This is a genomic window from Paenibacillus sp. JNUCC-31 (assembly GCF_014844075.1).
Classification (GTDB): Bacteria; Bacillota; Bacilli; order Paenibacillales; family Paenibacillaceae; genus Paenibacillus.
Genome location: NZ_CP062165.1, coordinates 5111511 through 5125712, shown reverse-complemented (window position 1 = coordinate 5125712; position 14202 = coordinate 5111511). Strand labels below are relative to the sequence as shown.

Annotated in this window: 9 protein-coding genes; 5 read left to right on the top strand and 4 right to left on the bottom strand. The window is 48.3% G+C overall.

Annotated elements, in window-relative coordinates:
- Positions 1–338: 338 nt before the first annotated feature.
- Positions 339–1553 carry an outer membrane lipoprotein-sorting protein gene (locus JNUCC31_RS22140; protein WP_192264803.1) on the bottom strand — a complete coding sequence of 405 codons (1215 nt, stop codon included), beginning with the start codon at positions 1551–1553 and terminating at the stop codon, positions 339–341.
- A 341-nt stretch (positions 1554–1894) separates the two neighbouring features.
- Between JNUCC31_RS22140 and JNUCC31_RS22135 the strand changes: the two genes are divergently transcribed.
- Positions 1895–3343 carry a serine hydrolase gene (locus tag JNUCC31_RS22135; RefSeq protein WP_228469181.1) on the top strand — a complete coding sequence of 483 codons (1449 nt, stop codon included), beginning with the start codon at positions 1895–1897 and terminating at the stop codon, positions 3341–3343.
- A gap of 43 nt (positions 3344–3386) precedes the next feature.
- Here the strand turns inward: JNUCC31_RS22135 and JNUCC31_RS22130 are convergent, their stop codons facing one another.
- Positions 3387–5309: an ABC transporter substrate-binding protein gene (locus JNUCC31_RS22130; protein WP_192264801.1), complete on the bottom strand. Its 1923-nt coding sequence runs from the start codon at positions 5307–5309 to the stop codon at positions 3387–3389.
- A gap of 130 nt (positions 5310–5439) precedes the next feature.
- On the opposite strand from JNUCC31_RS22130, the gene JNUCC31_RS22125 reads away from it, so the two are divergent.
- The gene (locus tag JNUCC31_RS22125) at positions 5440–6690 is read left to right on the top strand and encodes an MDR family MFS transporter (protein ID WP_192264799.1); all 1251 of its coding nucleotides are present in this window, start codon (positions 5440–5442) and stop codon (positions 6688–6690) included.
- Positions 6691–6780: 90 nt separating this feature from the next.
- Positions 6781–8955, top strand: a complete 2175-nt coding sequence (locus JNUCC31_RS22120) for a serine hydrolase domain-containing protein (RefSeq protein ID WP_192264797.1) — start codon at positions 6781–6783, stop codon at positions 8953–8955.
- Positions 8956–9097: 142 nt separating this feature from the next.
- Here the strand turns inward: JNUCC31_RS22120 and JNUCC31_RS22115 are convergent, their stop codons facing one another.
- Positions 9098–10153 carry a hypothetical protein gene (locus JNUCC31_RS22115; RefSeq protein ID WP_192264795.1) on the bottom strand — a complete coding sequence of 352 codons (1056 nt, stop codon included), beginning with the start codon at positions 10151–10153 and terminating at the stop codon, positions 9098–9100.
- Positions 10153–11988 (bottom strand): HSP90 family protein, encoded by a 1836-nt coding sequence (locus JNUCC31_RS22110; RefSeq protein ID WP_192264793.1) that lies wholly within the window; start codon positions 11986–11988, stop codon positions 10153–10155. Before JNUCC31_RS22110 ends, JNUCC31_RS22115 begins: the two co-directional genes overlap by 1 nt.
- A 438-nt stretch (positions 11989–12426) precedes the next feature.
- Here JNUCC31_RS22110 and JNUCC31_RS22105 point away from each other — a divergent pair, with 438 nt between their 5' ends.
- Together JNUCC31_RS22105 and JNUCC31_RS22100 are read left to right on the top strand one after the other, a co-directional pair.
- A complete protein-coding gene (locus JNUCC31_RS22105) occupies positions 12427–13338 on the top strand; it encodes an ABC transporter ATP-binding protein (RefSeq protein WP_228469180.1) in 912 nt (303 codons plus the stop codon).
- Positions 13331–14164, top strand: coding sequence for an ABC transporter permease subunit (locus JNUCC31_RS22100; RefSeq protein ID WP_192264789.1), 834 nt, complete (start codon positions 13331–13333; stop codon positions 14162–14164). Before JNUCC31_RS22105 ends, JNUCC31_RS22100 begins: the two co-directional genes overlap by 8 nt.
- The last annotated feature ends 38 nt before the right edge of the window (positions 14165–14202 follow it).

Here is a 14202-nt window from a genome sequence, read left to right as displayed (position 1 = left end):
GGGGAAAACACAGAATAAGACCCATAAGCCAGACAAATGAAGAGATATTCATCTCACCATAACATGACTAATCTGCTTATACGGTATTATTTACCCGGTTCCTCCTGCGTAGAAGCGTGTTTTGCATTTGTTTTGCATTATTGAGTGCACAGAGATTCATTCTTATTCATCTTACGCGAGGTTGTTGCAGGTTGATACAATTGTATTCAACTAAACTGAATTGGTACAAAACACTGATATTTTACAGGGAAGATCACAGCCTATACAATAAAGCACCGGAGATAATATCTCCGATGCTTCTTAGCATTCCTCATGTTAAGACGACTATACTTTCGGAATCATTTCCCTGACTCTTCCTGCATGGATGTTGCAATTTGGACCATCTCATTTACAGGCAAATCTGCACTGGTAATTCGGTACTCCACCCCATCGGTCATCCATGTAAGTGTCTGTAAGGCATCTCCACTCAACATCCCGAAAGTGAACCCAAGATCAACTACACTGGATGGTGCAAGCGACACGGCTCTGTCCTGCGGCCTTGCTTCGAAAATCGTGTAATTATATGTTCCTTCATAACGAAGCATTACCGAATAGTCTCCTGATCCTTCCACGATCTGATCGTCTTTCAGTTTGACACCTTCCGGTGCATAGGTTGGCTGAATAACTCCAAAGCTGTCTGAACCTTCCGGCTCGGCCGATGTCGGTTCTTCCGTCCCCTGACCACTGGCCGGATCTTCTGAACCTTGCTGATCCGTGTTATCGCTCACACCCGTCTGTCCATCACTAACTGTTCCACTTGGATTCGCTTCAGAACCTTGTTCTGGTGCAGCTTGAGGATTGGCAGGCTCTTTACCATCCCCCTTACCTGTCTGTTCAGCAGGAGCAGCGCCTGAGTTACCAGCCTTGCTGCCATCTTGGGTAGCTGCAGTCATGTTACGCTGCATGTCAAAAGCGTCTTTCTCAAATTCGGTACCAAATTTGAAGCTATCGAACTTCACATCAACGACCACATTGGCATTCGAATCCGAAACCTCTACCTGTTTCGGTGCATAATCGCTTTTGTTCAGCCATATTTTCTGTCTGACCAATGCATGTGTATTATAGTTGGCAGCTACGTCGAATACATAGCTCTCCTTCTCATCGGCAAACTGGCGGGTCGAGTCACCTGTTATGCTGCGGATCAGCGTCTCATAGAGGTAAACCTGGCCCTGGTTATCCGGCCAGTTGCTCTGGAAACGGAAGCTTTTGTTCTGGCTCGGCGTCAGGACAAATACCCCCTCATCATTGCGCAGTACAATTTGCGTTACATCCTTTTTGGCATTCGTTAACGCGATACGATAATACGAAGGCTTCTGATGCCATACCTCGACCTTGTACTGCTGCGGCGTATCTCCGGTATGCAGCGTCATGATGCCTGCCCCCTGATAACTTTCCATTTCTCCTACGACTTCGTTCAGATCTTTGACCACGGCTGCCGCATCCTTCTTCCCGCACGCAGCAAGTAAGGCCGATAAGACCAATACCATGGCAAGCATCCATGATATTCGGCGCATGACATCATCCCCTTTAGCACATGTTTTCACTTCAGGATTGTGCGTACAGCAGAACCCCTACTTGATTAGTACATGTTATGAGGGACTTGTTCGATATATGCGGACTAGTTTGACAAGCATCCCATTGTCATTGTCGCAATACACCTATTTGGTAACAAAATCAGTCCCGGGTCGGATGTAAAATCCATCCAAAATCTTCATAGTAAATACAGATAACAACTCAACCTATGTAATTACATACTGCTCTTATCTTTCTATTGAAGTAACACTCTATTATAAATTGGAGGTAAATAATAAACACGACCTATCTTCACTCAAGGCTGGATGGATTGGATCATTTTGTGGAAGAACAGTTGCAACAATGGAAAGGTGTAGGTTTGGCGGTAGCTGTCATCTACAAGGATGAAGTCATTTTGCAAAAAGGGTACGGTTATCGCGATCTGGAGTCCAAGCTCGAAGTTACACCCCACACATTATTCGCGATCGGTTCAAGTACCAAAGCCTTTACAGCTTCAACGGCCGCGCTGCTCGTCGATCAGGATATGCTGACGTGGGACACGCCTGTGAGAACGTATTTGAATGACTTCAAAATGTTCGATCCGGTTGCCACGGAACGTCTGACCATTCGCGATATGCTCTGTCACCGCTCCGGACTTCCGAGGCACGAGATGGTGTGGTATAACTCATCACGGTGCAGAGAAGAGCTCGTAAACGCGCTTCAGTATCTGGAGCCCAATGAGGACTTTCGGAATAAATGGCAATACCAGAACCTGATGTATATGGCGGCTGGTTATTTAGTGGGTCAGCTAAAAGGAACTTCATGGGAAAATGTTGTTCAGGAGTCCATGTTTAACCCTCTCGGGATGAATTCAAGTGTCTTCTCTGTTGATGAGATGCAGCTTCAACCCGATTTTGCCCTGCCTTATATGGAAAAGGACGGACAGAACATCAGAATACCTTTTCGGAAAATTGATGCCGTAGGTCCTGCTGGCTCCATTAACAGCAATCTGGTTGATATGATCGCATGGGTTCAATTCCAATTGAAACAAGGACAGCATGACGGGAAACAACTGATTTCCAAGGAACAAATGGCTACTCTGCACAGACCGCAAATGCCTTGCGATTCACCGTTCCAAGGGACAGAGCTTCCGGTTAGCACGTACGGTCTCGGCTGGTTCATCGAACCTTATCGCGGACACGCCATGATTCATCACGGCGGAGCAATCGATGGATTCGCTTCGCAGGTCGCCTTTTTACCGGAGGAACAGATCGGTGTCGTAGTCCTTAGTAATACCAATGGGAGCATTGTTCCCTACACAACTGCTTTTAACATCATCGATCGTCTGCTTGGACTGGAGCCCGTGGACTGGAGCAGCAAATTAACCAAACTCATGACCGGGGAATCGACTGAATCCGAAGAAGTCGCCGCAACATCTCTAGAAAATCCAACAACGCCAGAAACCCCGGCAGAGGAGAAAACGGAGGAACCTCAAGTTCATCCCCATGATCGGCCCGCAACTGCATATGTGGGAACCTTCACCCATCCGGGTTATGGCGAATTAACCATTCAACAGACGAATGAAGGACTACAGGCCATCCTTAATGAGATCGAAATGCCTATGGAATACACCGGAAAAGATACTTTTGCCGTTGAATTCGTCCTGTTTGGCCTGAAGCTTACGTTTACGTTCAAGACGGATGACCATGATAGCATCAACGCTCTATCCATTCCGTTTCTGCTTGAGCCGGGTACAACGCCCATAGAATTTAAGAAGTCATCTTCAGTCTAAAAAAACATCCTTAACGGCCTATCCCATTGTAGTGACCAAACCCTTACCACAATGGGATATACGCCGGATAACTTCCAGTACCTTCGTCCGTAACCGGACTTCGCTTCACCCATAATCGACGCAAATCAGGCATGCCAAATGCCCTTACACGGTAATCCTGAAGCGAGGCATGGTGCGCATGCTCTTCCCTGAAGCTGTACGCAGGCAGTAACAACGCCTCTTGAATGAGTCGATTCTCCAACAGCAATAGCGTACGCAATCGCTCCGTAGTATCCCGAATCATAACGACGTGTCTGCATTCGTTTTCCAACTCCCTTTTTCGTTGGTCATCAAGCGCAATCAGAAGTAACGTATTCTGGAACGTATACATCGTTAGCAGGCTCAGTGTGAGATGTTCATCGAACACCTCACCCGTGTAGATCAAATCGCAAGAAGAAAACTCATCATGGTATACGGCATTTACCGGATTACCTGGCATAACATGCACCTTCAGTCCAATCAGCTCACAGCGCTGTGCAAACCAGGCCATGTCTGCCTCCATTTTCTCGCCCTCCTCTACCCACACCTCCATGATTTGGCCTGCATAGCAGCTGCGTTGTAATAGCTTAGAAGCTCGTGCAAGAGAAGAATCAGCAGAAGGTTCAGGTCGCGGCTTCGATGCCTGTAGAAGAAACAGATGATCGTGCTCAAATTGCTCTGGGCGGTCCATGGGTTCATTTTGTTCCGAATGTTCATTTTTATCTGTTAGTTCAGTCATCCACTGTTCCCTGGACTCATCCCGAACCAGGCTATAGGCAGCCTGTACACTTGTGCGTGCCAAGGCCTCCACCATCTCCTGTGGGTCCATGAGTTGCTGAACAGCCTGGCGAAAGTATAGATCCTGCTGTGGTCCTTCTTTTCGCATATTAAACGTCATGTACACACCGCCCTGAACTTCATGCTGTACTGAACGAGCTTGTCCGTCCGGAAACAAGTCCCGTTTGATTATCGACTCCACCAGACCCGACTGGGGAAGCTGCCATATTTCAACCCGATCAATATAAGCCCGGCCCCTGAAATAGGATGGAAAAACGTCCAGGACAAGCAGCTTGGGATGATTGCGCGTCAACCGGTAAGGTCCCGTACCCATCGGATGCATCGGGTCCAGCTCCATATCACGGGGCAGGATGGAAGCACTCATGCTGCTCATCAGATCCGGAAACATATAGTTGGAGAACCGTAACGCAAAGCGCACCGTAAGCTCATCCAACGTCTCTATCCGATGAATCGAGTCAAAAAGCGGCCTGCAAGGGCTCTCCTGAGCTGAAAGAATCCGTTCAAACGTATATCTAACGTCCTCTGCATCGAGTATCTTGCCATGGTGAAACCGTATACCCTTGTGCAAATAAAATGTCCACACCGTTCCCTCCTGGTTGCTCTCCCATGCAACCGCAAGGCTCGGTTCACAAACCTGGCGTTCAGCGTTGTACTGTACCAAGCGATCAAATACCTCCGCAATAATTCCAACTTCTCCCCACATAGCAGCTTGCGTTGGGTCCAGTGTCTCAAAGGGAGTTTCCTGTGGAATACGCAGCGTATCTATTCTTCCACGAGCATCTTGATCAGAACGCAGACCGAACTGGCCCTGTAATCCTTGCATCAACATTTCTCTCATCGAAAATGGCATTGTTGAAGCCAGCACGTAGGCATCCTCCAACTTGTTCCCCTGCAAGAGTTGGTCGAACCGTTCCTGAGCAGCCTGAAGCAGCGGCAGGTAAAAGACGAGCACTGATTTTCTGCCTCTGCCACGTTGTGGACTCCAGTTGATCCAGCCATGATTCATGAATTTATTCATAATCAGATTCATATTGCGCATTGTACAACATAAATGTTCCGCAAGTTCACCAATCGTTGTGTGTATTTCCTCCTCCTCATCTGCGTTCGGAAAGGCCTTACGCAACTGTATGTAATGTTCGATGACCTCCACAAATCCCCCACCTTTTCCTCTTGATTAAAATACGAAATACATCTTTGTGCGTTTACAGTTTTTCTTCAGGTTTTCCTCCATTATACTCAGGTACATCGACAAGACCAGCAGGAGAGGAAGAGAGTTACATATGAAATACACTGAATTGCACCGCAACATCAAAATTCGCATCATTACTGATTTTTTCACGGATCTGACTCAGAAATCCATCATTCCTTTTATGGCGATCTACCTGAGCGTCCAAATTGGTGCAGGCTGGGCGGGCATGCTGCTAACCGTCAATATTGTGGCCTCCATGATCGTTGGCTTGGGTGCAGGGTACTGGTCTGACCGAATCGGACGAAAGAAACTGATGGTGATCGCCCAAAGTATGCAGGTTTTCGCCCTGTTCTGGCTGGCTGCTGCCAACTCGCCTTGGATGGATTCAGTGCTTTTGACTTGTGTCATGTTTCTGCTCAGCAGTGTCAGTTCAGGTATCACCATGCCCATTGCCAATGCCATGATTGTGGACGTGAGCAATGAACATGAACGTCAGTATGTGTACGGGCTGCAATATTGGACCACCAACGTTGCCGTTACGATCGGCGCGCTGATGGGCGGGTTATTATTCGAGTCCTTCCGCTTTATTTTGTTCAGTCTGGTAGGGCTGGAGAGTCTGGTTACACTATTTATCCTCTTGTTTTATATTCACGAAACAATGGATAAAACATACTTGGACAAAACGGATGCTCCAATAAAGAAGAATATGCTGAGAACTTATGGTGATGTATTTAGTGACCGACGTTTTATGGTGTTTTTCACCGCAACGGTACTGGCTGTCGCGCTGGAATTCCAATTGGATAAATACATCGCCGTTCGTCTGAAAAGTGAATTCAGTGCCCAACTGTTCAGTTGGGACATCACAGGACTGCAGATGTTCAGTCTGATCATGGCCATCAACACGGTACTCGTAGCCTTGGTGGCCATCCCATTCTCGAAATGGATGGGTCGCTTCCAATCCGGTTCTATCATGACGATTGGCATGTGTATGTACACCGCCGGTTTCAGTATGCTCGCTTTTAGTAACTGGGCCTGGCTGCTTATCACATCTGCTGTACTGCTGACCATTGGTGAACTCATGTATGCTCCTGTACGTCAGGTGCTGCTTGCTGGCATGATTCCCGATTCGGACCGTGCTGCCTATATGGCTGTCGATGGTATGAGTTATAACACGGCCGCTCTGCTGGGTAGTCTTGGGCTGTCGATTGGGGCCTTTCTTCCTTCATATGCCATGGCCATCCTGTATGTATTGATGGGTCTCGGTGCACTCGTATGTTTTCGACGGTCGCTTCGGCCTTCAGCGAGTCAAAGTGACCTACGGTTACGTGCAGATGCCTCTTGACTTTCTACTATCGTGAAACCTAAAGAGCCAGTAATCAGTAATACACGGGAGAGATTGTTTTACAAAATTTTCTTTTGAAGGAGTGTTTGCATGCATTTATCCAATCGAAGCACCCGCTTCAGGCTCACCTCTCTAACCGGGGCTTTCATGACGTTTGTCCTGTCCCTCAGTCTATGGGCACCTGCCGTGCAAGCGGAAACCGCATCCCCTGTGGTCAACGAAAAAGGGAAAGCAACAGCTCTGACGAGCGAATCAGCTACAGCATTTCTCGATACATTCTTTGATTCCCCCGAAGCCAAGGCCCAATATGTTGGGGCTTCCGTTGTCGTCGTCAAGGATGGGAAAGTTATGGCCGAGAAAGGGTATGGTTATTCCGATCTGGAGAGCAAAACGCCCGTTGATCCGAAAAGCACCACCTTTCGCATAGCCTCGGTCTCCAAAACGTTCACGGCAGCAGCTGTTATGCAGCTCGTGGAGCAAGGCAAGGTGGATTTAAAAGCTGATTTTCAGACGTATGTGAAGGGGCTGGAATTCGATAATCCTTTTGACAAACCTGTAACGGTGGAGAATCTGCTTACACATACCACTGGATTCGAGATTCGCGATCCGCAGCAGGAAGACATCCATGATGACTTCGACAAAAGCGTATCGATGGAGGATTATGCAAAGTTACATATGCCACCTGTCGTTAGGGAACCTGGTAGCGCCTATATGTATGATAACTTCTCCTTCCTGCTGCTTGGCATGATTGTGGAGAATGTCGGCGGCGAACCGTTCGAGACATATATGCAGCAACATATCTTCAAACCTCTGGGTATGGATAACAGCAGTTTTATGCTGAACGGCAAGTTCAAAAACCAACTTGCAACAGCCTATGATGCGGCCCATAATCCGCTGGATCTGTACACCCTTTCCCCAACGCCTATGCCCCAAGGCGGCATGCTGTCAACGGCTGAGGATATTGGGAGTTTCATGATCGCTTTCCTGAATGATGGTGTGAAGGATAACGAACATATTTGGAAAGAATCTACAATAAAAAGCATGGAACAATACCGTTCGTCCATTCATCCACTGTTACCTGACACTACTTATGGATTCGAAGCCGCTTTTCAGCTTCCGGGTGCAGGCAGCAGTTCCAAAATTATTACCAAAGCAGGCGACATCAATGGATTCAGCTCTTATCTCTTCCTAATTCCTGAGCAAAACACAGGTGTCTTCCTTACCTACAACCAGACGGGAGTACTTCGTAATCTGTTCTACCCGGCCTTTATCCAGACGTTCTTCCCGCAATATGCAGAGCCGGTCAAGTTCAAGGAGTATACGCCTCAATCTGCGGATGAGCTGCAACGCTTAACCGGGCTTTACGCAGATCTGCGACTCAGCACCATTGTCAGTTCCCTGAAAGAAAGCGGCAACGAGCCCGGACAATTGAGTATTTCAGATGTTTTTCTGGGCTCACGTAACCTGATTCAGATTGAAGATCATCTCTTCAAGGATGCATTAACAGGCCAATTCACGGCGTTTAAGGAAAATGCGGATGGAACCATCTATATGAAAGAACCTTACCTCAATCCATTCGGATATGAGAAGAAAGGGCAGAAACCCCAAGGCTTCCGTGATGTCCGTGCGAACAGCCTGTATGCTGAGGCCATCTATGGATTACAATCGCTTGGATACTATACCAATGATGCAAGTGAATCTTTTCAACCCAAAAATGTTGTTACACGGGCTGAATTCATTGAAGATGTGCTTAAAATGAGCGGGCTGAAAGCTAGCAAAACGACACCACCTGCGGATACCGACTGGGCTACACACCCTGCTGCCGGTTACATTCAGCTTGGTTATGAATCCGGCATGATCACGGGTGCAGATGAGAAACAGTTCAAGCCGGATCAGGTCATCACCCGTCAGGAAGCGATGGTGATGATCTGGAGAACACTCCAGCTGCAATACCCGAACGAACTGTTCGTGGATGTGAAGCTGGCCGGGCAGACAGATGCCTGGGCAGTGCCTGCGATCCAGATGATGGTTAAGCTAGGCATCCACGGCCCGGAGGTGAAGGTGCTGGAGGATGGATCAGTGGATTTCCTCTCACGCAAACCACTGATCCGCCAGGAAGAAGCCGCGATTATGTACCAATTGTTTACGCAGCCTACCGACAAGATCGTAGCTGACCTGATGACAAAGCAGCCGCAAGCGGAAACTTCCTCAGATGAGGAACCTGCTGATGTTTCATCCGATCCAGCAACTGTGACTCCTCAATAACCTGAATACCAAACTGAACTTCATAATACTCACAGTATAAAAAGAAAGCAGGCTTGTTCGAAGGAGGATCTTCCTCCCTATGAACAAGCCTGCTTTGGTTTAGTGACGCGGAGTTCGTTAGCACTTTAGTGAATTATTCAGACTATACCTCGCTCAACATCGAAGAGACATGGTGATTGCCATTACGCTGATCATACTTCTCAGCAGATGCTTTGGCATGGGCTGCAAAATATTCAGCCAGTTTACGTAAATCTCCCGGATCTCCTTCATATGGGAATGAAGCAGGAAGCCGCAAGCGGTATCCTGGAGATTCGTCGGCCCAGCGGCGCAGCAATTGTGCGGCTCTGGCATAGAACATCATTTTGGCAAACGGATCTTCGTGATCCATCGCGAGCACCAGACTTTCTTCCAGTACATCGATGCCCTTCGCCGGGTTCGTGCGTACAAGATAATCCAACTGCTCGGCAAAGCTTTGCACAAAATCATTATGTCCTTTGATCATGCGATAACCTTTGGCCTGATGTTTGTCAGCTTCATCCATCTTCCCAAGTCGGTATAGTGGCATCAAAATCTCCGATAAGGTCAAGTGCGGAATTTCGGCACAGCTCATTCGCCCTTTCAAAATGGGCTTCGCCGCTTCCAATACCTTCTCATCATCTCCAACGAGTATCCAATATCGCATGATCTCATCCTGCTCACAGGCTTCACAATCACTCATAAAGTCACGGTCCATGCTTCTGAACTTCGTATAGCTGTTTCCAGCCTCCTCCAGATCGCCAAGATCCATGGATATGCGGAAACGATAATACCAGTACGAACGTTCACTGTATCCAAATGACTTGAAGCGACGTCCAAAGTCCTCCAACAGCTCCATCATTTTATCGCGAGACACTTCCGGGAAGCTGGATAACTCGCCCAAAATCCATTTGTACGACCACATTAACGTTTCTTCGTCATATTGTTCAGGTTGTTGATCAAACTTGCCCAGCTGCCAGGAAAATGCAATCAATGCTTTCATCGGATAACCGCAAAATGTTGCCGTCTCCACGATCTCCGAACGCGCCTCGTACGCTTCCTCCTCCATGCCATGCACATCGGCTACTCTTGCCGCTTCCTCCAGCATGCCCAGCTTTGCTGTTCCATTTGGCAAGCCGTAGGCTTCATCCATCAAATCCTCAAAATCCATCTCTGTCTTCATCAGGCATCCCCCTTACGATCCATATTCGCACGCAAACCCCAATCAATAAACCGAACGATGCCTTGATTCAGCACCTCAAGCTCCTGTCGATTCATGGCATAATGCCCCATCATCAGTGCGTTGACATACAACATCTCCATGGCAATCGGGGTCATTTGGGCATCTGGTGACGTCAGTACTCGCTGAATAATGGGATTGTTAATGTTCAGGTACAGTGTCGAATATCCTGCGGAACTAATCCCTGAAGACAATGAACCAAGGACAGAAGAGAACAACTCTGTACTCTCCTCGCTTGCTTTTTCCAAGGCACGGAGCGTGGAAGACTCCTGCGAGAGTGTGAACAGCACAGGCAAATCCGCCGGCTTAAACCCTTTGACCTCTGCACGGCAGCGGAAACGTTGTAATGCAGAATCAGCGAGGCGCAGCGCATCATAATACTGGTTCCGTTCACTCGGCGGCACGTCGGTGAAGCTCATGGATACTTCATCCGGCTGTAATCGTTCCGTCTTTACATGCTGTACTGCGAGTGGCAGCATCGCCATCAAATCACTGTCGTAGATGTATCCACCGTTAATAACCAGCATCGATTGGGCAGAGGCGACATGATGAATCTGGCGATACTCATCCACCGAGGTAGTGAAGTACAACGTCTCTCCCTCGTCCATCAGCTCGCCCAGTTCCCGATGACCACGAGTGCTCTCAAACGGAAGCCAGCGATGAATCATCGCGTAAAATTCCTGATCCTGCACAGCCAGTGCCTTCATCGACAGGGCATGGAGACGTATCAGCTTCTGCAACCGCTCCGGTTGACTCTCTGCCATGTCGGCCAACCCTTGACGAAGAGCATCACCGAGTTCGGAGCGTACCTCTTCCAGCTTTTCATTTTCATAAAAATGCTCTCGTGAAGCCGTCGGTTGAAGCTCATCTGTCCAGATCAGGCATTTCACAAAGAAAGCCCAATCCGGCAAAATATTCTCGGCCTTCTCCGAAATCAGCATTCTCTTCAGATACACCCGATGGGAACGCTTGGCATTCAGATTAACGGCATGGGGCAGCACATAAGCAATGCCTCCTGTACGGCCAGAAGCTGTTGTCAGTGGAATGTAATCCTGAAACTTCTCTCCAAGCAAGCGTTCACCAAAAGCCAGCACCTCCGCCCTGCGTCCCCGCGCGAGTTCAGGCTCCATCAGCCAGGTTGGTGACTGACTGTTTACGATATGCTGAACACCATCACTATGCAGCGTAACCGGATAAGGCAGCAGCGCTCCATAATAGAACAAGGCTTCGTTCACATATTCCGTTTCAAAATAATGGGCTGCATCCGGGGTGGAGCGCAGATACACTTTGGTTCCCGGAGACAACTGAGTGTCCAGTTGCCGAATCGTATATGTGCCATCCGGCTTGCCTCGCCACTCCATGGAGGGTCCGCCCTTCGCGGATTGCGTCAACATGACGATTTCATGACTCACCATGAAACAGGACAATAACCCAATTCCGAACCGCCCGATAAAAGAAGTCTCTCCATCCAGCAGGGCCTGTTGCCCCCGCTTTGAGGATTGTCCGATCATTGCCAGGAACTCATGGATATCGGCTTCAGTCAAGCCTATACCGTTGTCCTCCACCATCATCGTGCGATGCTCACCTGTTCCGGTCAGTTCCACACGAACTTCGCCCTGAAAGCCAGGCTCTGCCTCCGTTCGGGCTGTAATGGCATCGGTAGCGTTCTGCATGAGTTCACGCAAAAACACTTTGGGACTGCTGTATAGATGGTTCGATAAAATCTGGATCATACCGCTCAGGTTCACTTGAAAGCGATATTCATTGGATGCTGTCATTTCGCTCACCTTCCTCATAGTCCAATACATCAGATGCCCCAGAGGGTATGTGTGCATATAATGTGTTAGACGAATAGATTATGTACTTTTTGGAAACAGGCGTCCACCGGATGGATACGTCAAAGGGCGACGCCAAAGTGGCCCTGGTTAACCAAGACCGGCGTTAGATGAATATTCAGGCATTCCAAATATGTAAGAGGCCTTAGGTCTAATTACCACGTTATGGATGGCAATGAAACGGGATATTGCATCCTTTTAACCAGAATACATGGTAATGGGTACAGTGAAAACAAACCTGAGACCCGATTTCTCCAGACTTTAGGGTGAAGTTTCTGCATGTGTTTGGGACTTAAGAAGGAGGAAACTTTAATTTTGACATTCATTTGAACGATATGATCGGGTTAGACGTATAATCTCCAAACTCAGATCGGACGGTGAATGTACATGATTGAAGTTCGCAACATTTCCAAGCAATTTAAAGTGCATCAGGCACTGAACGATGTCAGCTTTAAGGTTGAAAAAGGGAGCGTTACCGGGCTGATTGGGCCCAACGGCTCGGGCAAAACCACCCTGATCCGCATCATGAACGGTGTTCTTGGCGCTTCGGGTGGACAAGTGAGAATTAACGGCCTTGATCCCTTCCTTGAGACGGAGAACGTACTAGCCTTATGTGGCACACTAACCGAACAGAGCGGATTGTATGAAAATATGAGCGGACGTGACAACCTGATCTTTTTCGCTGAAGCTTTCGGTGTACAACATGCCAAAGCACGAATCGACGAACTCGTGGATCTGTTCGAATTGCAGGATTATCAGCATCGGAAAGTCGGCACCTACAGCACAGGCATGAAAAAACGTGTAGGTCTTGCGCGGGTGCTGCTGCATCGCCCTTCCATCCTCTTTCTGGATGAGCCGACCAACGGACTTGACCCTGACGGAATCCAGATGGTACTCCGTATCATTCGTCGACTGAACCAGGAGGAAAACATGACCATCCTCGTTTCGTCTCACGTGCTGTCCCAGCTCTCGGCCGTGTGTGATCGGTATATTTTTATGGAAAAAGGTCGCAAAGTGGAAGAAGGTTCGGAGCAGGAGATTGTGAACCGTTATCTGACCACACCACGAATTGAAGTTGAAGCGACCATACCGAACGGCTGGCTGTCCTTAACAGAATATATGCCGGAAGTGATCTCCACATATAAAGCGATATTTCAGCTCCAATCCCGGGATGAGATTCCAGTTCTGCTGCGGAGATTAACAGAGTGCGGACAAGTCTATCAGGCACGAATCTTGGGCAGTGATCTGGAAAGTATTTATTTTGCTATTAGGGAGGCACACCATCATGAATAACCGCCAAGCCATACGTGCACTTGTACGTAAAGACATTCAAGCCATCACAGCCAGTGTTCAGCTCTGGTTGCCCATGTTGATCGTTCCATTGATTATCGGTATCATCATGCCCGCGGTACTTCTGTGGACAGCCTCAAGGATGGAACTTCGTTCCCTGGGCAATATGAGCTTCCTGCTTGATACACTGGATACCTTAACCCATTCCGGCCAGATCCCCCGGCTCGTTTCCATGCCCACGGATAACCATCGTATTGTCTATTATCTGGGCTTGTACATGTTTGCCCCGTTGTTTCTCATCATTCCGGTGATGGCATCCAGCATTCTGACGGCGAACAGCTTTGCAGGTGAGAAGGAACGAAAGACACTGGAAGGTCTTCTGTTCACACCGATGAGTATGGAAACGTTGTTCAAAGGAAAAGTGCTGGCTGCTCTCATTCCTTCCCTGTTGTTATCCTGGACTACATTCATCATCTACGGAATCATTGCCAATATCCTGATGTACCCGATGTTTGGGAAATGGATGTTCCCCAATCTGAACTGGATCATTCTCGTTCTCTGGGTGGTTCCGGCATGCAGTCTCGTGGTCATTTTGTTTAATGTATTGATTTCGGCCAAGGTTCGTGGATTCCAGGAAGCCTATCAACTGGGTGGATTAGTGGTCATTCCGTTGCTTGCACTGATTGCCGGTCAGGCGAGCGGCATGCTGCTAATTAGTCCATTCATGCTGCTCCTGATTGGAGCGGTGCTTCTGCTCATCAGTTTCGCTCTGCTTCGTCTGGTCACCTTGTGGAACAGCCGGCAGCAGCTGGCAGAAAGTCAGATTTAAGTAGGTGACTGCCGAGTAAGACCTATAACATTTTTTCC